The sequence below is a fragment of the Nocardioides flavus (ex Wang et al. 2016) genome (genome assembly GCF_014653115.1).
Lineage (GTDB): Bacteria > Actinomycetota > Actinomycetes > Propionibacteriales > Nocardioidaceae > Nocardioides > Nocardioides flavus.
The window spans coordinates 321007-343454 of record NZ_BNAD01000002.1; the positions used below are offsets into that span (position 1 = coordinate 321007).

Annotated in this window: 23 protein-coding genes; 6 read left to right on the forward strand and 17 right to left on the reverse strand. The window is 72.6% G+C overall.

Annotation, left to right across the window (positions count from 1 at the left end; translation table 11 throughout):
- The gene (locus IE200_RS06020) at positions 1 to 945 is read right to left on the reverse strand and encodes a Ppx/GppA phosphatase family protein (RefSeq protein ID WP_191278481.1); all 945 of its coding nucleotides are present in this window, start codon (positions 943 to 945) and stop codon (positions 1 to 3) included.
- Positions 946 to 971: 26 nt separating this feature from the next.
- Between IE200_RS06020 and IE200_RS06025 the strand changes: the two genes are divergently transcribed.
- From IE200_RS06025 to IE200_RS06035, 3 genes are all read left to right on the forward strand, one after another.
- Positions 972 to 1748, forward strand: a complete 777-nt coding sequence (locus IE200_RS06025; RefSeq protein ID WP_191278482.1) for a hypothetical protein — start codon at positions 972 to 974, stop codon at positions 1746 to 1748.
- A gap of 94 nt (positions 1749 to 1842) precedes the next feature.
- Positions 1843 to 2481, forward strand: coding sequence for a VOC family protein (locus IE200_RS06030; RefSeq protein WP_191278483.1), 639 nt, complete (start codon positions 1843 to 1845; stop codon positions 2479 to 2481).
- Positions 2482 to 2483: 2 nt separating this feature from the next.
- Complete coding sequence (locus tag IE200_RS06035; protein ID WP_229856169.1) at positions 2484 to 3173, forward strand: class I SAM-dependent methyltransferase; 690 nt, start codon at positions 2484 to 2486, stop codon at positions 3171 to 3173.
- Here the strand turns inward: IE200_RS06035 and IE200_RS06040 are convergent.
- From IE200_RS06040 to IE200_RS06050, 3 genes are all read right to left on the reverse strand, one after another.
- On the reverse strand, positions 3170 to 4423 hold the full coding sequence (locus tag IE200_RS06040; protein ID WP_191278484.1) for a hypothetical protein: 1254 nt from the start codon (positions 4421 to 4423) through the stop codon (positions 3170 to 3172). The two genes, IE200_RS06035 and IE200_RS06040, sit on opposite strands and share 4 nt — an antisense overlap.
- A complete protein-coding gene (locus IE200_RS06045; RefSeq protein WP_191278485.1) occupies positions 4420 to 4932 on the reverse strand; it encodes a SigE family RNA polymerase sigma factor in 513 nt (170 codons plus the stop codon). Before IE200_RS06045 ends, IE200_RS06040 begins: the two co-directional genes overlap by 4 nt.
- 73 nt (positions 4933 to 5005) lie before the next feature.
- A complete protein-coding gene (locus tag IE200_RS06050) occupies positions 5006 to 6049 on the reverse strand; it encodes a LacI family DNA-binding transcriptional regulator (RefSeq protein WP_191278486.1) in 1044 nt (347 codons plus the stop codon).
- Between the two features lie 88 nt (positions 6050 to 6137).
- Here IE200_RS06050 and radA point away from each other — a divergent pair, with 88 nt between their 5' ends.
- Positions 6138 to 7535, forward strand: a complete 1398-nt coding sequence (gene radA, locus IE200_RS06055) for a DNA repair protein RadA (RefSeq protein WP_191278487.1) — start codon at positions 6138 to 6140, stop codon at positions 7533 to 7535.
- Between the two features lie 117 nt (positions 7536 to 7652).
- On the forward strand, positions 7653 to 8735 hold the full coding sequence (disA, locus tag IE200_RS06060) for a DNA integrity scanning diadenylate cyclase DisA (protein WP_229856170.1): 1083 nt from the start codon (positions 7653 to 7655) through the stop codon (positions 8733 to 8735).
- 12 nt (positions 8736 to 8747) lie between these two features.
- On the opposite strand, the gene IE200_RS06065 is transcribed toward disA, so the two are convergent.
- The 3 genes from IE200_RS06065 to IE200_RS06075 form a co-directional block, all read right to left on the reverse strand.
- Complete coding sequence (locus IE200_RS06065; RefSeq protein ID WP_191278488.1) at positions 8748 to 9110, reverse strand: hypothetical protein; 363 nt, start codon at positions 9108 to 9110, stop codon at positions 8748 to 8750.
- 4 nt (positions 9111 to 9114) lie between these two features.
- Positions 9115 to 9423 (reverse strand): hypothetical protein, encoded by a 309-nt coding sequence (locus tag IE200_RS06070; protein ID WP_191278489.1) that lies wholly within the window; start codon positions 9421 to 9423, stop codon positions 9115 to 9117.
- Positions 9424 to 9504: 81 nt separating this feature from the next.
- Positions 9505 to 10323, reverse strand: coding sequence for a hypothetical protein (locus IE200_RS06075; protein ID WP_191278490.1), 819 nt, complete (start codon positions 10321 to 10323; stop codon positions 9505 to 9507).
- Positions 10324 to 10391: 68 nt separating this feature from the next.
- Between IE200_RS06075 and IE200_RS06080 the strand changes: the two genes are divergently transcribed.
- On the forward strand, positions 10392 to 11273 hold the full coding sequence (locus tag IE200_RS06080; protein WP_191278491.1) for an A/G-specific adenine glycosylase: 882 nt from the start codon (positions 10392 to 10394) through the stop codon (positions 11271 to 11273).
- Positions 11274 to 11375: 102 nt separating this feature from the next.
- Here IE200_RS06080 and IE200_RS06085 read toward each other — a convergent pair whose 3' ends face one another.
- The 10 genes from IE200_RS06085 to IE200_RS06130 all read right to left on the reverse strand — a co-directional run bounded on the left by IE200_RS06085 (position 11376) and on the right by IE200_RS06130 (position 22417).
- Positions 11376 to 13949, reverse strand: a complete 2574-nt coding sequence (locus IE200_RS06085; RefSeq protein WP_191278492.1) for an ATP-dependent Clp protease ATP-binding subunit — start codon at positions 13947 to 13949, stop codon at positions 11376 to 11378.
- Between the two features lie 225 nt (positions 13950 to 14174).
- Positions 14175 to 14504, reverse strand: coding sequence for a histone-like nucleoid-structuring protein Lsr2 (locus IE200_RS06090; protein WP_191278493.1), 330 nt, complete (start codon positions 14502 to 14504; stop codon positions 14175 to 14177).
- 97 nt (positions 14505 to 14601) lie between these two features.
- Positions 14602 to 15372 (reverse strand): type III pantothenate kinase, encoded by a 771-nt coding sequence (locus tag IE200_RS06095; RefSeq protein ID WP_191278494.1) that lies wholly within the window; start codon positions 15370 to 15372, stop codon positions 14602 to 14604.
- Positions 15373 to 15376: 4 nt separating this feature from the next.
- Positions 15377 to 16282, reverse strand: coding sequence for a carboxylating nicotinate-nucleotide diphosphorylase (gene nadC / locus IE200_RS06100; RefSeq protein WP_191278495.1), 906 nt, complete (start codon positions 16280 to 16282; stop codon positions 15377 to 15379).
- Entirely contained in the window at positions 16279 to 17952 is a 1674-nt protein-coding gene (locus IE200_RS06105; RefSeq protein ID WP_191278496.1) for an L-aspartate oxidase, read from the reverse strand. The genes nadC and IE200_RS06105 overlap by 4 nt, the downstream gene beginning before the upstream one ends.
- 9 nt (positions 17953 to 17961) lie before the next feature.
- Complete coding sequence (gene panD / locus IE200_RS06110) at positions 17962 to 18378, reverse strand: aspartate 1-decarboxylase (RefSeq protein WP_191278497.1); 417 nt, start codon at positions 18376 to 18378, stop codon at positions 17962 to 17964.
- A gap of 12 nt (positions 18379 to 18390) precedes the next feature.
- The gene (gene panC, locus IE200_RS06115) at positions 18391 to 19323 is read right to left on the reverse strand and encodes a pantoate--beta-alanine ligase (RefSeq protein ID WP_191278498.1); all 933 of its coding nucleotides are present in this window, start codon (positions 19321 to 19323) and stop codon (positions 18391 to 18393) included.
- Positions 19320 to 20252: a Rossmann-like and DUF2520 domain-containing protein gene (locus IE200_RS06120; protein WP_191278499.1), complete on the reverse strand. Its 933-nt coding sequence runs from the start codon at positions 20250 to 20252 to the stop codon at positions 19320 to 19322. Before IE200_RS06120 ends, panC begins: the two co-directional genes overlap by 4 nt.
- Before the next feature lie 126 nt (positions 20253 to 20378).
- The gene (locus IE200_RS06125) at positions 20379 to 21329 is read right to left on the reverse strand and encodes a glycosyltransferase (protein WP_191278500.1); all 951 of its coding nucleotides are present in this window, start codon (positions 21327 to 21329) and stop codon (positions 20379 to 20381) included.
- Positions 21326 to 22417 (reverse strand): sulfotransferase family protein, encoded by a 1092-nt coding sequence (locus tag IE200_RS06130; protein WP_229856172.1) that lies wholly within the window; start codon positions 22415 to 22417, stop codon positions 21326 to 21328. The genes IE200_RS06125 and IE200_RS06130 overlap by 4 nt, the downstream gene beginning before the upstream one ends.
- Positions 22418 to 22448: the final 31 nt, after the last annotated feature.

The following is a 22448-nucleotide window of genomic DNA, read 5'->3' on the forward strand; positions in this document are numbered from 1 at the left end:
TCAACGCTGCCTGGTGACGACGGAGATCTGGTCGAGACGCTCGAGGATCACACCCTCGCGCAGCGCCCAGGGGCAGATCTCGAGCGCGGACAGCTCGAAGATGTCCATGCAGGCCTCCGCGACCAGCGCACCGGGGACGATCTGGTGCGTACGGCTCGGTGAGACGCCCGGCAGCTCGGCGAGCTCCTCGGGCGACATGGCCATCAGCTTGGGGATCCAGTCCGACAGCGTCGCGAGCTCCAGCACGCGCGGCACCAGCGGTCCGTCGCCGCTCGGCGCCGCGCCGCAGATCCGCGCCAGTGAGCGGAAGGTCTTGGACGTGGCCGCGGCCCGGTCGGGCACGCCGGGGCGCAGCAGGTGCCCGGCGTCGCGGGCGATGTCGGCGCGGATCTGGCGACGCAGGTCGCGGACCTCGTCCTCCGACGGCGCGCCCCCTCCGAACCAGGCGCGTGCCAGCCGCGCCGCGCCGAGCGGGAGGGACCAGGCGACGTCGGGCGCCTCGTCGGGGCCTCCGGCGATCTCGAGCGAGCCACCGCCGATGTCGAACACCGCGAGCCGGCCGGCCGACCAGCCGAACCAGCGGCGTACGGCCAGGAAGGTCAGCCGCGCCTCGTCCTCCCCCGACAGCACCTCCAGCGTCACGCCGCTGTGCTCGGCGACGTGCGCGAGCACCTCGTCGGAGTTGACGCTGTCGCGCACGGCCGAGGTCGCGAAGCCGATCATCTCCTCGCACCCCTTGTCCTCGGCGATCCTCGTCGCCGACGCGCAGAACTCCGTCAGCGCCTCGATGCCCTGCGGGGTGACCGCGCCCGCCTCGTCGAGGTGCTCGGCCAGGCGCAGCGGCTGCTTGTGCGAGGACGCCGGCAGCGGCGCGGCGCCGCCGTGCGCGTCGACCACCAGCAGGTGGCCGGTGTTGGATCCGATGTCGAGGACGCCCAGGCGCATGCCCTTCACGCTACTAGGGTTGCGGAGTGCCCGAAGTCGACCTGGTGTTCCCCCGCGCGTACGTCGAGTTCGCCGACCCCGCCGACGAGGACCAGGTCTTCCGGTGCGACCTGACCTGGCTGACCTCCGCCTACATGTGCATCTTCGGCCAGGGCTGTGCCGGCATCTACGCCGACGCCCCCGACGTCGGCTGCTGCACCCTCGGCGCACACTTCGCCGACACCGACGACGAGGCGCGGGTCGCGGGGTTCGTCGCCCAGCTCACCCCCGACGACTGGCAGCTGCACCCCCGGCGCGCCGTACGGAAGTCCGACTGGGTCGAGACCGACGACGAGGGCGAGCGCAAGACGCTGGTCGTCGAGGTCGACGGCCAGCAGGCGTGCGTGTTCCACAACCGCACCGACTTCGCCACCGCCGAGGGCCACGTCGGCGCGGGCTGCGCGCTCCACGGCCTCGCGCTGCGCCAGGGCCGCAACCCGCTGGAGACCAAGCCCGACGTGTGCTGGCAGCTGCCGATCCGCCGACAGTTCCGCACCGTCGAGCGACAGGACGGCACCTCCTACACCGAGGTCTCGATCGGCGAGTACGACCGTCGCGGCTGGGGCCCGGGCGGCCACGACCTCGACTGGTACTGCTCGGGCAACACCGAGGCGCACGTCGCCGTCGAGCCGGTCTGGGTCACCCACGAGGCCGAGCTCGTCGAGCTGATGGGCCCCGAGGCGTACGCCGAGCTCAGCCGGCACTGCGAGGCGCACGTGCGCTCCCGCTCGGCCCTCGCGCTGCACCCGGCCGCCCCCCGCTGAGCGCGCCACGGGTTCCGCAGGCGCCGATCGCTCGACATCAAGAGAACCGGACCCCGGTGTCACGGCCCGCAGGCAGCGGGATCACAATCTGGTCATGCGCCTGGACCACGTCAGCTTCGCCGCAGGACCTGATGGACTCGCCAGCACCGCCCAGCGCATCGGGGGGCTGCTCGGCACCGAGTTCGTCGACGGAGGGGTCCACCCTCGTTTCGGCACCCGCAACATGATCCTTCCGCTGGCCTGCGACACCTACATGGAGATCGTGGAGGTGCTCGACCACCCGGCGAGCGACAAGGCTCCCTTCGGACAGGCCGTGCGTGCGCGCTCGGCCCTCGGCGGCGGATGGCTCGGCTGGGTCGTCGCCGTCGACGACATCTCGACCCTCGAGTCCCACCTCGGCCGCGAGGCCGTCAAGGGCAACCGGCACCGCCCGGACGGCACCGAGCTGCTCTGGAAGCAGCTCGGCGTCAACGGGCTGCTGTCCGACCCCCAGCTCCCCTTCTTCATCGAGTGGATCTCCTCCCCGGAGCTCCACCCGGCCCACGGCGCCAGCGGCGACTTCTCGCTGGCGTGCCTGGAGATCGCCGGTGACCCGCAGCGGGTCAGCGAGTGGCTCGGCCACAGCGTCGAGGCGCCGCTGGAGGACGTGAAGGTCGAGTGGGTCGCTCCCAACGGCACCCCCGGCATCGTCGCGGCCCAGCTGCAGACCCCCAACGGGCTCGTCCGCATCTGACCTTGGCGCACCAGCCGAGGCCCTCCCCCAACATCTGGAACACCCCGGAGCTCTACGAGCTCGAGAACCGCGCCGCCGACCCGCACGGGCGCATCGTCGCGGCGATGCGGGAGATCGACGACTGGTCCGGCCGCACGCTCCTCGACATCGGCTGCGGCAGTGGTTTCCACCTGCCGCTGTGGGCCGCCGCCGCCGCGCATGTCGTCGGCGTCGAGCCCCATCCCCCGCTCGCGGCGCTCGCCCGCCGGCGTACGCGATCGCTCCCCCACGTGACGGTCCGCGAGGGCACCGCGCAGGCGCTGCCGGTCCCGGACGCGTCGGTCGACGTGGCGCACGCTCGCTGGGCCTACTTCTTCGGTCTCGGCAGCGAGCCGGGGCTGCGCGAGCTGGACCGGGTCGTGCGCCGGGGCGGCACCGCGTACGTCATCGACAACGACCCCACCCGCTCGACGTTCGGCGCCTGGTTCCGCCGCGGCTTCCCCGAGGTCGACCCCGACGCCGTCGAGCGGTTCTGGTCGATGCACGGGTGGCAGCGTCGCCAGGTCGACATGGGCTGGTCCTTCGCCTCCCGCGAGGACCTCGAGTCCGTCGTACGCATCGAGCTGCCGCCGGAGGTCGCGGAGGAGGCGCTCGCCTCGCACACCGGGACCGAGGTGGACTACGCCGTGAACCTGTGGTGGCGCCGCTTCTAGGACCGGGCGAACCTCAGCTCCGTCGTGCCCCACATCGAGGTCGTCACCCTGACGTCCTGCTCCTCGCCGGCCTGCTCGCACGAGCCCGTGCTCATCGTGCAGCGCACGACCTGCACGGTGTGGACGTAGTGCTTCCCCATCGGGACGGTGTCGTCCCATCGATCGGAGACCGGCAGGAGGAAGCTGTCCGCGTCCTCCCAGACCACGCCTCCCATCTGGGCGGCCATCTGCGCCTGGCCGACACTCGCAGGCATGTCGACGGCTCGCCACTCGCCGTCCCGCAGGTCCCACACCTCGGGGATGTCGTCCGTGACGAGCCAGCGTCGGTCGGGCGAGACCGTGAGCGCCTCACCGAGGCGGCGGCCCATGCAGCCATGCCCCGCCTCCGACCAGGCCCCGTCCTCGAGGGCGTACGACGTGACGCACGTGTCGCCGGCGTCGGAGGCGTACTCGTAGTCCACGGCGAAGTCGGCGGGGACGTCATCGCCGATCCAGCCGCTCGGCGGTTGCGCCTCGATCGTCGAGCCGTCGTCCCTCAGCAGCCAGTAGGTGCCGCGACCCTCGTCGAACGGCGCGCCCTCGTAGACAAGACCCTCGTCGGTGAAGCCGGCCATCCGGATCGTCGCCCCGTAGCCCTCGGACTCGTCCGGCTCCGGCTGGTGCGGGACAGGTGTCACGGCCATGGTCTCGAGCTCCACCACCCAGGACGCGTAGGCGACCCGACGACCGTCGCGCGAGACCTCGACCCGTGCGTCGTGGACACCCCCGCCGAAGGTCTCGGCCGGGAGCTCGCGCAGGGACATGTCGGGAGCCATCACGGCCAGGCCGAGCTGCCCCTCGTCGTGGCCGGTCATGACGAGCCACCCGCCCGCCACCTCACGAGGGGGGTAGGCGTAGTTGACCTCGTCGGGCACGTCGTACATCTGGCCGTCGCTCCAGATCCCGCCCTCGCCGAAGAACGGCAACGCCGGGGGCTCCCCCTGCGGCAGGGAGCGCGCCCAGCTCAGGGCCGCTCTGCCCGAGTCGGTGCCGCCGACGGCGACCTGCCCCTCCCGGGCGAGTGGCCCTGTCCCCGGCCACAGCACCGAGCCGGCGACCACGGCAGCGGTCGCGAGGGCGAGGGCCCCTCCGGTGCGCCGCCGGCGGCGACGACGCCCGCCCACGAGCGCGGTGCGGGCCAGACCCGGCGGCACCACGGTGGGGGCGACGGCGGCGGCCATGCGGTCCAGGAGCTGTGTGTCGAGGCTCATCGCTGGACTCCTGCAAGGTCGATGTCGGTGTCGGCGGTGAGACCGCGCATGATGGCCAGCGCCCGCGAGGCGTGCGACTTCACGGCGCCCGCGCTGCAGCCGAGCGCGTCTGCGATCTGCGCCTCGGAGAGGTCGTCGTAGTAGCGCAGGACCATGACGGCGCGCTGGCGCGGGGACAGCGAGGCGAGCAGCGTGAAGACCTGGTCGCGGTCCTCGGGCCCGACCTGGTGGAACGCGACGTCGGGCACGTCGTCGGTCACCACCTCGCTCCGGCGGCCGCGCTGACGGGTGCGGTCGATGGCGGCACGGGTCATGATCGAGCGGACGTACGCCTCCTGCGCGCCCTTGCGCTGGATGCGCGGCCACGCGACGTACGCCCTCTCCAGCGCGATCTGCAGCAGGTCCTCGGCGGCATGCTGGTCACCAGCGGTGAGCAGCCGGGCCGTGCGCAGCAGCGCCGTGGACCGGGAGTCCACGAACTCGACGAAGTCGTCGTCGCGTCGTGCCACGGGCTCTCCTCGGGGTCGGCGGGTCCTCTGCCCGTGAAGACGACGACGGGCCGCGACCGGTTGACGTCCGGGGTCAGCTCGACTCGCGGATCGCCAGCGTCGGCTCGAGCAGGACGCCCCGCGTCTCGACGGGCTGGTGCGAGAGCAGCGCGCGCAGGGCGCGGACGATCTCGACCGCCACGTCCTCCAGCGGCTGGCGTACGGACGTGAGCCCGACGGGGAAGACCTGCGCGACCTGGGAGTCGTCGAAGCCGACCACCGCGATGTCCTTGCCGGGCGCGAGCTGGCGGATCCAGAGCGTGTGGAGGACGCCCATCGCGAGGGTGTCCGACGCGCACACGAAGGCGGTGGGCGCGGACTCGTCGAGCAACACGGCGGCCGCCTCGGCGCCGCTGTGCACGACGTCCTCGACCCGCGAGGCCAGGCCCGTGGTGGGCAGGCCGTTGGCGTGCATGGTGCGGACCCAGCCGGAGCGACGGTCCTCGCCGATCGGGGAGTCCTTGCGCCAGCCGATCCAGGCGATGCGCGTGTGGCCGCGGTCGATGAGGTGCTGCGTGGCGAGGGCGATGCCGGCGGCACCGTCGACGTCGACCCAGACGTGGCGGGCACCCTCGTCGTCCCAGGGGCGACCGAAGGCGACGAAGGGTGCACGCTGCTGGCTCAGCCACGCCGCCTGGGGGTTGCCGAGGTAGGTGTCGGTGACGACGAAGGCGTCGACCGCGGTCGAGCGCAGCAGGTTCTCGTAGCCGCCGATCGGGTCGTCGTCGTCGCCCGGGAAGAGCAGCACGTGGTAGCCGACCTCCTCGCTGGCCTCGACCAGCGAGTGCACGAAGCGGTCCATCGCGGCGTTGGCGGTGCCCTCCTGCGCGGGGGCGAAGCGCAGTCCGATCAGCGAGGACGTGCGGGTGCGGAGGTTGCGGGCGGCGCGGTTGGGCGAGTAGCCGAGCTCGGCGATCGTCTGCCGCACCCGCTCGAGGGTGTCGGGGCGCAGCAGGTCGGGGTTGTTGACCGCGTTGGAGACGGTCTGTCTAGACACGCCTGCGCGCTCGGCGACGTCGGCCAGGGTCGGCGGGGTGACGGGCAGCGTGCTGCCCGACCGGTGCTCGCTGCGTGCCATGCCCTGCTCCCCCTCGACCGCCCTAGATCGATCCAATCACGGTGAGCATAGGCCCCGGGTGTCGGTGGGCTCACCTAGCGTTGCCCCCATGTCGACGAAGACCGCGCGGGCCCGCTCCTCCTACCGGTGCACCGAGTGCGGCTGGGAGACCGCGAAGTGGGTCGGCCGGTGCGGCGAGTGCCAGGCGTGGGGGTCGGTCGTCGAGGCCGGGGCACCGACGTTGCGTGCCGCTGCCGGACCTGTGTCGACGCCCGCCGTGCCGATCGGGCAGGTCGCGGTGACCGAGTCCGTGGCCCGCACGAGCGGCGTCCCCGAGCTCGACCGCGTCCTCGGAGGCGGGCTCGTGCCCGGAGCGGCGATCCTGCTCGCCGGCGAGCCCGGCGTCGGCAAGAGCACCCTGCTGCTCGAGGTCGCCGCCCAGACCGCCCGGACCCGCCAGCGCACCCTCTACGTCACCGGCGAGGAGTCCGCCGCGCAGGTTCGGCTGCGCGCCGACCGGACCGGCGGTGTGCACGACGAGCTGTTCCTCGCCGCCGAGACCGACCTGGGGGCGGTGCTGACCCACATCGAGGACGTGCGTCCCACCCTGCTGGTCGTCGACTCCGTGCAGACGATCGGCGCCTCCGGCATCGACGGCGTGCCCGGCGGCGTCACGCAGGTCAAGGAGGTCGCGGCGGCGCTGATCCGCGTGGCCAAGACCCGCAACATCACCACGATGATCGTCGGCCACGTCACCAAGGACGGTTCGATCGCCGGTCCGCGCGTGCTCGAGCACCTCGTCGACGTGGTCCTCCACTTCGAGGGCGACCGCAATTCCCGCTTCCGGATGGTCCGCGCGATGAAGAACCGCTACGGCCCGGTCGACGAAGTGGGGTGCTTCGACCTGTCCTCCGAGGGCATCCAGGCCGTCACCGACCCGACCGGCCTCTTCGTCGAGCACCACACCCAGGACGTCTCCGGCACCTGCGTCGCGGTGACCATGGAAGGTCGCCGCCCGCTCCTCGCCGAGGTGCAGGCGCTGCTGACTCCCTCACCCCTCGAGCGCCCCCGCCGTACGGTCTCGGGGGTCGAGTCGTCCCGCGTCGACATGGTGCTCGCGGTCCTCCAGCGCCACGCCGGGCTGCGCATCGCCGGCAGCGACACCTTCGTGGCGACCGTCGGAGGCGCCCGGCTCCACGACCCGGCCGCCGACCTCGCCCTCGCCGTCGCCGTCGCCAGCTCCCACCTCGGCGCCCCGCCGCCGCGCGGCGCCGTGGCCATCGGTGAGATCGGCCTCGCCGGCGAGCTGCGCCGTGTCCGCGACCTGCCGCAGCGCATCGCCGAGGCGTCCCGGCTCGGGTTCAAGGTCGCGGTCGTCCCCCGTGGGCGGGCGCTGCCGAGCGAGCGGGGCATCCCGTCGCGCCGGATGGTCGACGGCCTGCGCGTCGTCGAGGTCGACGACGTCGTCGGTGCGCTGCTGACCCTCGACCTCACGCCGCCGCTGTAGACGACCGATGGTCCAGGTCACGGCTTCCTAACGGAATCAGCGCAGGAGCGCGGCGCACCCCTACACTTCACCGGGGCGCACCGGGGGCGCACAAGGACAGCAGGTGGAGGGGAACCGGTGGCAGAGCGCATCGACGAGCAGCTGCGGCTGCGCGCGACCCTGGCCTCGATCGCACCGGGCACGCCCCTGCGCGACGGGCTCGAGCGGATCCTGCGGGGCCGTACGGGCGCCCTGATCGTGCTCGGCCAGGACAAGACGGTCGAGTCGATCGCCACCGGCGGCTTCACCCTCGACGTGCCGTTCACCGCCACCGGTCTGCGTGAGCTGGCCAAGATGGACGGCGCGATCATCCTCGACAAGGACATCACCCGGGTCCACCGTGCGGCGGTGCACCTGATGCCCGACCACACGATCCCGTCGGAGGAGACCGGCACCCGGCACCGGACGGCCGAGCGCGTGGCCAAGCAGACCGGGCACCCGGTGATCTCGGTGTCGCAGTCGATGCAGATCATCGCCGCCTACGTCGGCGACATCCGCCACGTCCTCGAGGACTCCGGCAAGATCCTGTCCCGCGCCAACCAGGCCCTCGCGACGCTCGAGCGCTACAAGCTGCGCCTCGACGAGGTCTCGGCGACGCTGTCGGCCCTCGAGATCGAGGACCTCGTCACCGTGCGCGACGTCGCCGTCGTCGCCCAGCGACTCGAGATGGTGATCCGGATCGCCCGCGAGATCGAGGACTACGTGCTCGAGCTCGGCACCGACGGCCGGCTGCTGTCGCTGCAGCTCGAGGAGCTCGTCACCGGCGTCGACGCCGAGCGCGAGCTGGTGGTGCGCGACTACCTCCCCGGCGGTCGCCGCCGCCACGCGAGCCCCGCCTCGCACCTCGCCGAGCTCGAGGCGCTGTCGCCGACCGAGCTCGTCGACCCCGCGTCCGTCGCGCGCGCGATCGGCCTCGGCGGGGCCGAGCACCTCGACGCGGCCGTCGCCCCCCGCGGCTACCGGCTGCTCGCCAAGGTGCCGCGGCTGCCCGCCGCCGTCGTCGACCGGCTCGTCGACCACTTCGGCGGCCTCCAGCAGCTGCTCTCCGCCGGCATCGACGACCTGCAGACCGTCGAGGGAGTCGGCGAGCTGCGCGCGCGAAGCGTGCGCGAAGGACTCTCCCGCCTCGCCGAGTCGAGCATCACCGAGCGCTACATCTGAGACACGCAGCGCTCACCGGGACAGCAGCACCCCGACCCCGGACACCACGTTGAGCAGCACGAAGCCGCCCGCGACGACGATCGCCACCACCGCGGGATAGCGGCCGCGGGGGTCGCCGAGCTGCATCGCGCGGCGCCCGAAGTGCACGGCCGCCACGGCCGGCAGCACGAAGACCACCAGCGCCGGCACCGAGGCGACCAGCATCACCCACAGCTCGGCGGGCTGGGAGCCGCCCGGCGGGTGGCCCAGCGCGCTGGCGATGCCCTCGCCGATGGCGAAGGCCAGCCCGAAGGTCACGACGAACCCGAGCAGCGACCACCAGGCCCGGGCGACGTAGGCCCGCGGATCCGTTCCGCGGCGGACATCGGTCGTCATGTCCTCACCCCACCGCGATCACGAGGGCGGCGAAAGCCACGGCGCCGACCACGCCGAGCGCCAACCCGACCTCGGCGAGACGTCGCTGCGCGCCGCCGCGCGACCAGTAGTAGCCGATCGGCACGCCGGCCATCCCGAGCGGGAGCCACACCAACCCGACCACGCGCACCCAGTCGGGTGGGTTCACGCCATCGGCGAGGCTGAGCACGTACGCAAAGGCGACGGCCAGCGCGAACAGCACACCCAGCGCCAGGGTGACGGGTGCGGCGACGTCCGCGCCGGGCAGGACGTCGCGCTTCTCGAGGGTCCTCATGACCCCACCTCCTCGGACACCTCCATCCTCCCGCTGGGACGGGAGCGGCGGCAGGGCCGAAGGGCCCCACTGCCGACGACCTCAGCCGGCGGAGTTGCCCGCGCCGTCCTCACCGGGGGTGTGCGAGGTGTCGCCGTCCTTCGACTTGTCAGCCTTCTGCTGCGGCTCGGCCGTCTGGGTGACCACCTCGGGCTGCCTGGGGGTCAGCTCGAACTGCACGTCGGTGCCGAGTCCGCCCAGGGCGGCCGCCTGCACGTGGTAGAACCCGACCCGCGCCCAGTCGGTCCACTTCGTGCAGCCCTCGTCCGAGCGCCGCGCCGACCAGGTGACCACCACCGGAGCGTCGACGGCCTGGCGCACCACGACGTCCTGCGGGGGGATGGAGGCGGGGCACTCGCGGCTGCTCCAGATGTCGTCGCTGCCGGACGTGATGGTCACCGTCATCGTCTCCGGAGACGCCTGCCACGTGCAGGCCTCGGTGACCACGGTGCGCAGGTTGATCGTGATCGGGATGTCCGCCCCGCCGGCGGCGGACGTGATCGCGGGAGTCGCGACGATGTCGGAGGGCTCGCACGGGCCGGACGGCTCGGCCAGGACGGGCTCGGGCGGGACGGTCTCCACCGGGACCTGGTCCTTCTCGCGGTTCTTGCCCTTCTTGCCCTTCTTCCCCGTGCCCGGAGCCACCTGCGCGGTCGGCCCGGCGGTCGGGGCGGGCGTGGTCTCGACGGCGGCACCAGCCTGCGTGGCCGTGCCGCTCGCGTCGTCCCGCGCGTCCGACGACCCGCCGAGCACGCGGGCAAGCACGACGACGAGCAGGAGCGGGATGCCGAGCACCACGAGGCGCCGGGTCCAGTAGACCCGGGCCGGCAGCGGCCCCCGAGGTCGTACTGTCGTCGCCATGCGCTAAGGGTAGGGAGCCGGCGGCCCGTCTCGGCGGAGGCGCACCGGCTCACCTACGATCGCGGGCGATGGACGCCCCTGACCCCCGTGCGCTGCACGACGCCGTGCTCGACTGGTACGACGTCCACGCCCGCGAGCTGCCGTGGCGTGGAGGGTCGGCCACCCCGTGGTCGGTGATGGTCAGCGAGTTCATGCTCCAGCAGACCCCGGTCGCGCGTGTGCTGCCGGTGCACGCCGCCTGGCTCGAGCGCTGGCCGACACCGGCCGGCCTCGCGGCCGACAGCACCGGCGAGGCCGTACGGATGTGGGGACGGCTCGGCTACCCCCGCCGTGCCCTGCGACTGCACGCCGCTGCCGTGGCGATCGTCGACCGGCACGACGGCGCGGTGCCCCCGTCGTACGACGACCTGCTCGCGCTCCCGGGCGTCGGCGACTACACCGCCTCGGCGATCGCGAGCTTCGCCTTCGGCCAGCGCCACGTCGTGCTCGACACCAACGTGCGCCGCGTGCTGGCGCGGACGGTCACCGGCACGGAGTTCCCCGCCCCGGCCGTGACCCGCGCCGAGCGCGACGTCGCGACCGGCCTGCTCCCCGACGACGAGGCCACCGCCGCCACGTGGGCAGTGGCGACGATGGAGCTCGGTGCGCTGGTGTGCACCGCGCGCCAGCCGTCCTGCGGGTCGTGCCCCGTGGCGGACCTCTGCGCGTGGCACGCGGCCGGCTTCCCGGCGTACGAGGGACCGCCGCGCCGCGGCCAGGCGTGGGCCGGCACCGACCGGCAGTGCCGGGGCCGCATCATGGCGCTGGCCCGCGAGGCGGACTCCGTGTCGTCCGCCCGGGTCGAGGCGGCGTGGCCGGCCACGGAGCAGCGTGAGCGCTGCCTCGCCGGCCTGGTCGCCGACGGGCTCCTGACCCAGATCACCCCGGGGCGCTGGGCGCTGCCCCGCTGACCGGGCGCTTCGTGCCCGTCACACGCAGCGACCGGGCGCTTCCTGCCCGTGTTGCGGCAGGAAGCGCCCGGTCGGCGTTCAGGACGGGCAGGAAGCGCCCGGTCAGGCCTCGTTGGACTTCGGGACGTCGGTCGGGCCAGCGGAGTCGTCCGGACCGTCGCCGGTCGGGCCCTCGACGACCGTCTCGAGCGGCGGCATGTCGGGGACAGCGGAGTTCTTCTGGCCCTTGAAGGTGAACTTCGCCTCCACGCCCTCGCCCTCGACGTCCACCAGCACGATCTGGCCGGGGCCGACCTCGCCGAAGAGCATCTTCTCGGCGAGCACGTCCTCGATCTCGCGCTGCACCGTGCGACGCAGCGGCCGGGCACCGAGCACCGGGTCGAAGCCACGCTCGGCCAGGAGGTCCTTGGCCGGCTGCGTGAGCTCCAGCGACATGTCGCGGTCCTTCAGGCGCAGCTCCACCGCGTCGATCATGTTGTCGACCATCGCGATGATCTGCTCGCGCGACAGCGGCGGGAAGACCACGATCTCGTCGACACGGTTCAGGAACTCGGGACGGAAGTGCTGCTTGAGCTCCTCCGACACCTTGCTCTTCATCCGCTCGTAGGAGCCGGCGGCGTCCCCGGTCTGACCGAAACCGAGGTTCACGGACTTGGAGATGTCACGCGTACCGAGGTTGGTGGTCATGATGATGACGGTGTTCTTGAAGTCGACCACGCGGCCCTGCGAGTCGGTCAGGCGGCCTTCCTCGAGGATCTGCAGGAGGCTGTTGAAGATGTCGGGGTGCGCCTTCTCGACCTCGTCGAAGAGCACGACGCTGAACGGCTTGCGGCGCACCTTCTCGGTGAGCTGGCCGCCCTCCTCGTACCCGACGTAGCCGGGGGGCGAGCCGAACAGGCGCGACACCGTGTGCTTCTCGGAGAACTCGCTCATGTCGAGCTGGATCAGCGCGTCCTCGTCGCCGAAGAGGAACTCGGCGAGCGTCTTGGACAGCCACGTCTTTCCGACGCCGGACGGGCCGGCGAAGATGAACGAGCCGCCGGGACGCTTGGGGTCCTTGAGCCCGGCACGCGTACGACGGATCGCGCGGCTGAGCGCCTTGACGGCCTCCTCCTGGCCGATGACGCGCTTGTGGAGCTCGTCCTCCATCTTGAGCAGGCGGGTGGACTCCTCCTCCGAGAGCTTGACGATCGGGATGCCCGTGGCGACGGCCAGGACCTCGGCGATCAGCTCCTCGTCGACCTCGGCGATCTCGTCGAGGTCGCCGGCGCGCCACTGCTTCTCGCGCTCGGCACGGCGGGCGGAGAGCTGCTTCTCCTCGTCGCGCAGGCGGGCCGCGGCCTCGAAGTCCTGCCCGTCGATGGCGGCCTCCTTGCGCTGGCGCACGTCGGCGATCTTCTCGTCGAACTCGCGCAGGTCCGGCGGGGCGGTCATCCGGCGGATGCGCAGTCGCGAACCGGCCTCGTCGATGAGGTCGATGGCCTTGTCCGGCAGGAACCGGTCGGAGATGTAGCGGTCGGCCAGCGTCGCCGCCGAGACCAGGGCCTCGTCGGTGATGGTGACACGGTGGTGCGCCTCGTAGCGGTCGCGCAGGCCCTTGAGCATCTCGATGGTGTGCGCGATCGAGGGCTCCTGCACCTGGATCGGCTGGAAGCGGCGCTCGAGCGCGGCGTCCTTCTCGAGGTACTTGCGGTACTCATCCAGCGTGGTGGCACCGATGGTCTGCAGCTCGCCGCGGGCCAGCATCGGCTTGAGGATGCTGGCGGCGTCGATCGCTCCCTCGGCCGCGCCCGCACCGACGAGGGTGTGGATCTCGTCGATGAACAGCACGATGTCGCCGCGGGTGCGGATCTCCTTGAGGACCTTCTTGAGGCGCTCCTCGAAGTCACCGCGGTAGCGCGAACCGGCGACGAGCGCACCGAGGTCGAGCGTGTAGATCTGCTTGTCCTTGAGCGTCTCGGGCACGTTGCCCTTGACGATGTCCTGCGCGAGGCCGGCCACGATCGTGGTCTTGCCGACGCCGGGCTCACCGATGAGGACGGGGTTGTTCTTCGTGCGGCGCGACAGGATCTGCATGACGCGCTCGATCTCCTGCTCGCGGCCGATGACCGGGTCGAGCTTGCCCTCGCGCGCGGCCTGGGTGAGGTTCTGGCCGAACTGGTCGAGGACCAGCGAGCTCGACGGCGCCTCGCCACCGGACCCCGAGGTCTGGGCGCCGGCCGTGGCCGACTCCTTGCCCTGGAAGCCGCTCAGCAGCTGGATGACCTGCTGGCGGACCCGGTTGAGGTCGGCGCCGAGCTTCTGCAGGACCTGGGCCGCGACGCCCTCGCCCTCGCGGATCAGGCCGAGCAGGATGTGCTCGGTCCCGATGTAGGAGTGGCCGAGCTGGAGCGCCTCGCGCAGCGAGAGCTCGAGCACCTTCTTGGCGCGCGGCGTGAACGGGATGTGGCCGGACGGGGCCTGCTGGCCCTGGCCGATGATCTCCTCGACCTGGGCGCGCACGGCCTCCAGGGAGATGTCGAGGGACTCGAGGGCCTTGGCGGCGACGCCCTCGCCCTCGTGGATGAGGCCGAGCAGGATGTGCTCGGTCCCGATGTAGTTGTGGGAGAGCATGCGGGCCTCTTCCTGGGCCAGCACGACAACTCGCCGGGCTCGGTCGGTGAACCGCTCGAACATGTGCGCTCCTCTGCGTCTGCGTGGTCCGCGGGTCCGGCACGGGGCCGGGGTGCGGACACTGGGCTCAACGCCCGGGATCAGCCTACGTGTTCCCACCCCAGCGACCAGTGCGTCCGCTGACAGCGAACGGCCCGGACGCTGCAACGCCGGGTTGGTGGCTGTACCCACCCCCATGCAAGGGGGTGGGTACAGCCCGTAACCCGGCGTTACAGGAGTGTGCGGCGGTCAGTGTGCGGCGTCGTACGCCTGCTGCACGTCGGCGGAGATGCGGCCGCGCTCGGAGACCTCCATGCCCTGGGCCTTGGCCCACTCGCGCACGTCCTTGGTGTTGGAGGACGACGACGAGCCGCTCGCGGCCTTGCGGGTGCGCCGGGCGCCGCCGGTCACCTTGCGGGCGTGCCCGACGTAGCCGCTCATCGCCTCGCGCAGCGCAGCGGCGTTGGCGTCGTTGAGGTCGATCTCGTAGGTGGTGCCGTCGAGCCCGAACGTCACCGTCTCGGTGGCCTCGGTGCCGTCGAGGTCGTCGACGAGAACGATGTTGACCTTTTGTGCCATGGTCTTTTCCTTTGCTTTTCCGACGGGATCGAAAAGGAGTGTTGCAGAAATGCGGCAAAGGCGCCAAAAGAAGTCAGGAAACCCCTGACGCGACAATTCAGGAATTGCGCTCGAAAACGAGCCTCAGGCCCTGCAGGGTCAACCACGGGGAATGCTCGGTGAAACACGAACAATCGTCGACGAGAAGTGCCGCCAGGTGCCCGGTCGAAATCACCGTGACGTCATCGGCCGGTTCGCCGAGCTCGGCGATCATCCGCGCCACCAGGCCCTCCACCTGCGCGGCGACGCCGAACACCATGCCGCTCTGCAGGGCCTCGACGGTGTTCTTGGCGATGACCGAGCGCGGCCTCGCGAGCTCGACCTTGCGCAGCTGGGCGCCGCGGCGACCGAGGGCCTCCAGCGAGATCTCGATGCCGGGCGAGATCGCGCCGCCGACGTACTGGCCGGCGGCGTTGACCACGTCGAACGTGGTCGCCGTACCGAAGTCGACGACGATGGCCGGGCCGCCGTACAGCGTCGCGGCGGCGAGCGAGTTCACGATCCGGTCGGTGCCGACCTCGCGCGGGTTGTCCATCAGCACGGGGATCCCGGTGCGGACGCCCGGCTCGACGACGATCGAGGGGACGTCGCCGAAGTGTCGTTCGAGCATCTCGCGCCACTCGTGCAGCACGGCCGGGACGGTCGCGCACACCGAGATGCCGTCGACGTCGTCGATGCGCTCGCCGAGCAGCCCGCGGATCACGATCGACCACTCGTCGGCCGTACGGCGCTCGTCGCTGTTGACGCGCCAGTGGGCGGTGACCTCGTCACCGTCGAGCAGGCCCACGAACGTGTGGCTGTTGCCGATGTCGGCCGCGAGGAGGGTCATGGCCTCACTCCCCCACGAGGTCCATGCCGATGTCGAACACCACCACCGAGTGCGTCAGCGCCCCGACCGAGACGAAGTCGACGCCGGTCGCGCCGATCCGCGCGGCCCGCTCGAGGGTGATCCCGCCGCTGGCCTCGAGCGGCACGCGGCCGGCGGTGCGGCGTACGGCCTCGGTCATGGTCGCGTCGTCCATGTTGTCGAGCAGGACCCGCTCGGGCGGCTCGGGGAGGGCGAGCAGCTCCTCGAGCTGGTCGAGCGTGGTCACCTCGACCTCGACCGGCAGGCCGGGGTGGCGGCCGCGGATCGCCTCGAGCGCCGGCAGCACTCCCCCGGCGGCGAGGACGTGGTTGTCCTTGACCATCGCCATGTCCTGCAGGCTGTGGCGGTGGTTGACGCCGCCGCCGCAGCGCACGGCGTACTTCTGCAGGGCGCGCAGGCCGGGCAGCGTCTTGCGGGTGTCGAGCACCCGCGTCGGGGAGCCGGCCAGCGCGTCGACCCACCGCGAGGTGGCGGTCGCGATCCCGGAGAGGTGGCAGGCGAGGTTGAGGGCGGTGCGCTCGGCGACGAGCATCCGCTGGGTCAGCCCCTCGACCCGCATGACCACGTCGCCGCGCGCGACGCGAGTGCCGTCGGGGAGGCGGTCGGTGACGGTGGCGTCGGCACCGACCATCGTGAAGGCGACGGCCCCGACGGCGAGGCCCGCCACGACGCCGTCCTCGCGGGCGGCGAAGACGGCCTCGGCGCGCACGTCGGGCGGGATCGTCGACTCGCTGGTGGGGTCGACGCGCGGCTCGTCCGGGAGGTCCTCCGCGAGCGCCCGGGCGACGACGTCCCAGACGTGGGCCGGGTCGAGCCCGGACGCGGCCAGCTCGTCGAGCAGCTCCTGCGGGACGTCAGCCAGGGTCGTCATGCCAGCGCCTCCGCTGTCGAGGGATCGGTGGAGGGGGCGTACGTCCACTGCACCGCGACGGTGCCGTCGGCCTCGAGCCACGAGTCGACGTGGCCCGCCCTGGTGTCGTCGCGCTCGGGGTGGTCCTCGCGCCAGTGCGAGCCGCGGGTCTCGGTGCGCAGCGCCGCCGCCTCGGCCAGCGCGGTGCTGACGGTGAGCAGGTTGGTCGTCTCCCAGGCCGCGGGCCCCACCTCGTCGTCGCCGTGGTCGAGGGAGGCGAGGAAGGCCAGCGCCTCGGCGAGGCCCTCGGCGTGCCGGAGCACACCGACCCGGGCGGTCATCACGTCCTGCATCTCCACGCGGCGCTCGCCCGCGACCAGCCCCTCGGGTCGCTCGTCGGGGGCGGGCACGGCCCACGGACGCAGCTCGCCCGGCAGCACGTCGGCGATGCGCCGGGAGAACACCAGCCCCTCCAGCAGCGAGTTGGACGCGAGGCGGTTGGCGCCGTGGACGCCCGAGCAGGCGACCTCGCCGGTCGCGTAGAGGCCCGGCACGCTCGTACGGCCCCACAGGTCCGTGGCGACGCCGCCGGAGGCGTAGTGCTGGGCGGGCGCCACCGGGATGAGCTCGGTGACGGGGTCGACGCCGTGCTCGCGGCAGACCCGCAGGATGGTCGGGAAGCGCCGCTCCCAGAACGGCTCTCCGAGGTGTCGGGCGTCGAGCCACATGTGCGGTCGGCCGGTCTCGATCATCCGGCGCGTGATCGCCTTGGCCACGACGTCGCGGGGCGCGAGGTCGGCCAGCTCGTGCTGTCCCTGCATGAACCGGTCGCCCTCGAAGTCGACGAGGAACGCGCCCTCGCCGCGCACCGCCTCCGAGATCAGCGGCTGCTGGCCCTCCGACTCGAGGCCGAGCCACATGACGGTCGGGTGGAACTGGACGAACTCCAGGTCGCGCAGCCGGGCCCCGGCACGCATCGCGACGGCCATCCCGTCGCCGGTGGACACGCTCGGGTTGGTCGACTGGCTGAAGACCTGGCCGAGGCCGCCGGAGGCGAGCACGACCGCCCGACAGTGCACCGCCCCGACGCCGTCGCGCTGGCCCTCGCCGAGGACGTGGAGGGTCAGGCCGGCGACACCCCCGTCGGGGGCGAGGAGCAGGTCGACGGCCAGGGCGTGCTGGATCACCTCGATCTCGGGCGCGCGCTCGACCGCGGCGGTCAGCGCCCGCTGGATCTCCGCGCCCGTGGCGTCACCGCCGGCGTGGGCGATGCGGTCGCGCAGGTGGCCGCCCTCGCGGGTCAGCGACAGCTCGCCGTCGGGGTGGTGGTCGAACTGGGTGCCGAGCGCGATCAGCTCGCGCACCGCGTCGGGCCCCTCGGTCACCAGCACGCGGACGGCCTCGACGTCGCAGGCCCCCGCGCCGGCCACGAGCGTGTCGTGCTCGTGCTGCTCGGGGGTGTCGCCGGGGCCGAGAGCAGCGGCGATGCCGCCCTGGGCCCACTGCGTGGAGCCCGCGGCGAGGACGTCCTTGGTGACGACCAGCAGGTGCAGGGAGGGGTCGGCGGCGTGGATCCGGAGCGCGGCGGTGAGCCCGGCGATGCCCGACCCGACGACGACCACGTCGGCACGCGTGGTCCAGCCGGGCGCCGGCGCGCGGAGGCGGGCCGGGACCGGCCCGTGCGATGTCATTCGCGCAGGCTACCGAGCGACCGCGTCACCACGCTGCAGCGACTGGTCGCCGAAGGTCTCGGCCGGGTCGAACCCCGTGGCCAGGATCTTGTTGTCGCCGTCGACGAACACGACGTGCGGCTGGTGCTCGCGGGCCTCCGCGGTGTCCATCTGGCCGTAGCCGATGAGGATGACGGTGTCGCCGGGGTGCACGAGGCGCGCGGCCGCACCGTTGATCCCGATGACGCCGGAACCACGCTCGCCGGCGATCGTGTACGTCTCGAGGCGGGCGCCGTTGGTGACGTCGACGATGTGCACGAGCTCGCCGGGCAGCAGGTCGGCCGCGTCGAGCAGGTCCTGGTCGACGGTCACCGACCCGACGTAGTGGAGGTCCGCCTGGGTCACGGTGGCCCGGTGGATCTTGGAGGTCATCATCGTGCGCAGCATGGGCTGCTCCTCTCAGGAAGTGGTCGAGGCCGCGGACGCGGTCCCCGCCGGTCGCGCATCGGGTGCGATGCGGTCGAACACGATCGGCATGTTGTCGATCAGGCGCGTGGAGCCGACTCGCGCGGCCACCAGGATCCGGCCCTCGCCGGTCTCAGGTGGCTCGCCGAGGTCGGGCGAGGTGAGCGCGAGGTAGTCGAGCTCGAGGCCGTCGGTCGCGGCCTCCTTGAGGACCGACATCGCCGCCCAGCGCGCGGCGGGCACGCCGTACGGTGCCCGGTCCTGCGCGGCGCGCAGCGCCCTGCTCAGCGCGCCGGCGACCCGGCGCTCGCCGGCGTCGAGGTAGCGGTTGCGGCTGGAGAGGGCGAGGCCGTCGGGCTCGCGGACGGTCTCCGCGCCGACGACCTCGATGCCCAGGCAGAGGTCGCGGACCATGCGGCGGACGAGCACGAGCTGCTGGTAGTCCTTCTGCCCGAAGACCGCGACGTCGGGGCGGACCAGGCCGAAGAGCTTGGCCACGACCGTCAGCACGCCGTCGAAGTGGCCGGGGCGGGACGCGCCGTCGAGGATCGTGGCCAGCTGCCCGGGCGCGACGGTGACGCCGTCGCGGACCGAGTCGTGGCTGAAGCCACCGGCGTACATCTCATCGACGGACGGGGCGAAGACGACGTCGACGCCTTCGGCGGCGCAGACCTCCAGGTCGGCGTCGAGGGTGCGCGGGTAGCGGTCGAGGTCCTCGGTCGGGGCGAACTGCATCGGGTTGACGAAGATGCTCACCACGACGGGGCCCGCGGTGGCCGCGCGGGCCGTGCGCATCAGGCTCGCGTGGCCGGCGTGGAGGGCGCCCATCGTCGGCACGAACGCCACGGGCTCGCCCGAGCGACGGGCCCCGGAGAGCAGACCGGAGAGCTCCTCGCGGGTGCTCGCGAGGACCGGGGTGGAGGTCATCGAGGCGCTTCGCCGGTCGAGGAGGGGCGGAGTCCCGCGGCGAGGACCGTCGGCAGGTGCGCCTCGGCGGCGGCGAGGACGCGCAGCATCGACGACGCCCGGATCGGCAGCAGCCGGCCGTCGGTGACCGCACGGTCGAGCGTGGCGTGCGCCATCGCGACGTAGGACGGCAGCGTCTGCGGGGCGTTGGCCACGAGGTCCGCGACGTGGGCGCGCACCGTCTCGACGTCGCCCCGGACGATGGGACCGGTCAGCGCGGCGTCGCCCTCGGCGAGGGAGTTGTCGAGCGCTGCGGTGAGGAGCGGGCGCAGCGTGGCGGCGGGGTCCTCGGCGCCGGCGGCCGAGAGGATCTCCATCGCCTCGGCGACCAGGGTGACGAGGTGGTTGGCGCCGTGCGCGAGGCCGGCGTGGTAGAGCGTGCGGCGGTCCTCCGGCACCCACATGGCACGTCCGCCGAGGTCTGCCACGAGGGACTCCGCCAGGTCGCGGTCGGCGGCGAGGGCGGTGACGCCGAAGACGCACCCGGAGAGGCGCGGCAGGTCGACCTCGGTGCCGGTGAAGGTCATGGCCGGGTGCATCGCGACGGTGCGGGCGCCGACCTCGCGGGCGGGCTCGAGGACCGCGAGGCCGTGGCGGCCGCTGGTGTGGACCACGAGCTGGCCCTCGCCGATGGCGCCGCTGGCGGCGAGCATCGTCACGACGTTGCCCAGCATGTCGTCGGGGACGGTGAGCAGCAGGAGGTCACAGCTGCGCGCCACCTCGGTCGGCTTGCCGGCCCGTACGCCCGGGAGCAGGGCCTCGATGCGTCCCCGCGAGGCGTCGGACTCGCCGGCGGCGGCGACGACGTCATGGCCCGCGGCGCGGAACGCGGCTGCCAGGACGGCGCCGACGCGGCCCGCTCCGACCACGCCGATGTCGTGCTTCGTCATGTCGACCTCTTCGTTTCAGTCCCTCGCGGGTACCGATCTACTGCGATCAACACCGAGCGTACGCCTGCGGATTCCGCGGCGGGAACAGCGCGCGGACGTGACGCACGCCACGCTGGCCCGGGAGGATCAGGCGCGCAGGTGCAGCTTGGCGTGGTCGGGGTCGTCGACGACGAACGGCCGCGGCGCCCGCGGCAGCCAGGTGTGGGTGACGTGGTCCACGACGTGGACCCCCTCGGGGGAGGTGATCTCCACGACGCCCTCGGGCACCTCGCCGGCGTGCAGCGCGTTCCAGACCAGCCACTCGCGGCGCTTGCGCCGGTTGCGGATCGAGGTGGCGAAGGACTCCGGGTTGGTCCAGTGGGCGAACTCGTCGCCGTCGAGCCACTTGAGCTCCACGCACAGCCCCTGCGGCAGGGCGAACATCTCGATGCGCTCGGGAGTCGTACGGATCTCCCACTCCGGTGCCTTGGTGTAGACGTAGTCGGGGCTCATCGGGAAGCCCCACTCCTCGATGTTGCGCAGGCCGAGGTCGAGGAAGGCGCGGCGGTCGGACTCGATGTAGAGCCCGTGGCGCGGGAAGCGGATGACGGCCTCGGCCATGCCCACCTGCCAGGACAGGTCGGCCATCGACACCTCGCCCTCGGTGGTGAGGACCATGTCGCCGTCCCACTTCCACGAGTACCGGGTGCGCACGTGGGAGAAGCACCAGTTGTAGAAGTAGGCCAAGGAGTGCACCGAGCGCTCGTTGACCGCCAGGTGCTCGGCACCGGCGCGGGCGACCTGGAACGGGTAGGTCTTGAGCGTGAACCTGTCCGACAGGCCGTGCTCGGACGCGACGCGCAGCGCCTCCTCGCCGGTGCCGTCGTCGGAGCCGTTGTCGACGAGCAGCACGTGGTCGCAGGCGCGCAGCAGCGGGGGCAGGACGAACCGCAGGCCCGGCGCCTCGTTCTTGACCCGCAGCACCGCGGTCGCGCCACGGCGCAGGCCGCCGGGCTGGTTCCACGGCCAGACGATGTCGAAGTCCGCGTGACCCTCGAGGTTGGTGATGCCGTGGCCGGAACCGAGCGGGATCGTCACGACTCGTCCCGCTCGCGGCCGAGCGCCTTGCGCACGCCCCGGCGCACGGACGGCGGGATCGCGGCGCGCACCTCGTGCGGCACCCGGTCGACGATGCCGCGCGAGGCCTCGGCGGCCTCGGCCCGGGCGCGTCGGCGCGCCTGGTGGCGGGCGTGCTCGGCGGTCGAGCGGCTGATCGCCGCGGCCTCCTCGTAGAGGTCGACGTACTCGGCGCGCAGCTCGTCGAAGGTCGCGTGCGCGGCCGTGGTGTCCCCACCCTCGTCGGCGAGCTTGTTGAGCTCGTCCCACGTCGCGGCCGTCAGGTCGTGCAGCCGGCGCGGCAGCCCGAGGTCGTCGAGCGTGGAGGTCACCCGGCGCAGGTTGGGGTCGATGAAGCGGTGGACCTCGCGGATCTGGTCGCTGCGGGTGTGGATGATCGTCTGCAGGTCGAGGGCGTGGCCGAGCGCCGTCGTCGTCCGCACCCAGTCGGTCAGCAGGTCCTCGTAGCGGACGAACACGCGGCCGCCGTCACCCTCGGCGGGCCGGGTGGCACGCTCGGTGTGCAGCAGCATGTTGACCCAGCTGGCCGCGAGGTGGGCCGAGCCGAGCTTGTTGGCGTAGTACTTCTGCTTCGAGCCCACGACCTCGGCCGGCGGGCGCAGCATCGTGGCGAAGACCGGTGTGGCGCCCGTACGGATCGCGGCGACTCGCCACAGGCCGAGGAACCAGCTGAGCCGGGGGTCCTTGACGACCAGCTCGGGGTGCTCGGCGAAGTGCGGCTCGAGCCACTCGCTCACCCGGATGCGGGCGGGCTCGCGGCTGCAGATCCGGCCGGTGTCGAACCACGCCTCGGGGCGGCTGTCGCTGACCTGGACGAGGGCCTCGGCCAGCCACTCGTCGTGGACGTCGACGACCCACTGCGGCTCGCTGAAGCCACGCGGGTTGGAGTCGTCGGGCGGGACCTCGGGCAGTGGGACGTGCATGCCCAGCCGGGAGACGATGCCCGCCAGCGTGCTGGTGCCGCTGCGGCCGGCGCCGGCGACGAAGAGCACCTTGCGCGGGACTCCGTCGGGGTTCATCTCGTCGATCGCTCTGGGCTGCTCGGTCACGGCGGGCAGCCTACCGGCGAGCGGTCATGTC

Excerpts from the sequence above, each read along its gene's own strand:
- IE200_RS06020 (WP_191278481.1), bottom strand. The coding sequence starts at position 945 with ATGCGCCTGGGCGTCCTCGACATCGGATCCAACACCGGCCACCTGCTG.
- IE200_RS06030 (WP_191278483.1), top strand. The coding sequence starts at position 1,843 with ATGCGCCTGGACCACGTCAGCTTCGCCGCAGGACCTGATGGACTCGCC.
- IE200_RS06040 (WP_191278484.1), bottom strand. The coding sequence starts at position 4,423 with ATGAGCCTCGACACACAGCTCCTGGACCGCATGGCCGCCGCCGTCGCC.
- IE200_RS06050 (WP_191278486.1), bottom strand. The coding sequence starts at position 6,049 with ATGGCACGCAGCGAGCACCGGTCGGGCAGCACGCTGCCCGTCACCCCG.
- radA (WP_191278487.1), top strand. The coding sequence starts at position 6,138 with ATGTCGACGAAGACCGCGCGGGCCCGCTCCTCCTACCGGTGCACCGAG.
- IE200_RS06065 (WP_191278488.1), bottom strand. The coding sequence starts at position 9,110 with ATGACGACCGATGTCCGCCGCGGAACGGATCCGCGGGCCTACGTCGCC.
- IE200_RS06070 (WP_191278489.1), bottom strand. The coding sequence starts at position 9,423 with ATGAGGACCCTCGAGAAGCGCGACGTCCTGCCCGGCGCGGACGTCGCC.
- IE200_RS06075 (WP_191278490.1), bottom strand. The coding sequence starts at position 10,323 with ATGGCGACGACAGTACGACCTCGGGGGCCGCTGCCGGCCCGGGTCTAC.
- IE200_RS06080 (WP_191278491.1), top strand. The coding sequence starts at position 10,392 with ATGGACGCCCCTGACCCCCGTGCGCTGCACGACGCCGTGCTCGACTGG.
- IE200_RS06085 (WP_191278492.1), bottom strand. The coding sequence starts at position 13,949 with ATGTTCGAGCGGTTCACCGACCGAGCCCGGCGAGTTGTCGTGCTGGCC.
- IE200_RS06090 (WP_191278493.1), bottom strand. The coding sequence starts at position 14,504 with ATGGCACAAAAGGTCAACATCGTTCTCGTCGACGACCTCGACGGCACC.
- IE200_RS06095 (WP_191278494.1), bottom strand. The coding sequence starts at position 15,372 with ATGACCCTCCTCGCGGCCGACATCGGCAACAGCCACACGTTCGTGGGC.
- nadC (WP_191278495.1), bottom strand. The coding sequence starts at position 16,282 with ATGACGACCCTGGCTGACGTCCCGCAGGAGCTGCTCGACGAGCTGGCC.
- IE200_RS06105 (WP_191278496.1), bottom strand. The coding sequence starts at position 17,952 with ATGACATCGCACGGGCCGGTCCCGGCCCGCCTCCGCGCGCCGGCGCCC.
- panD (WP_191278497.1), bottom strand. The coding sequence starts at position 18,378 with ATGCTGCGCACGATGATGACCTCCAAGATCCACCGGGCCACCGTGACC.
- panC (WP_191278498.1), bottom strand. The coding sequence starts at position 19,323 with ATGACCTCCACCCCGGTCCTCGCGAGCACCCGCGAGGAGCTCTCCGGT.
- IE200_RS06120 (WP_191278499.1), bottom strand. The coding sequence starts at position 20,252 with ATGACGAAGCACGACATCGGCGTGGTCGGAGCGGGCCGCGTCGGCGCC.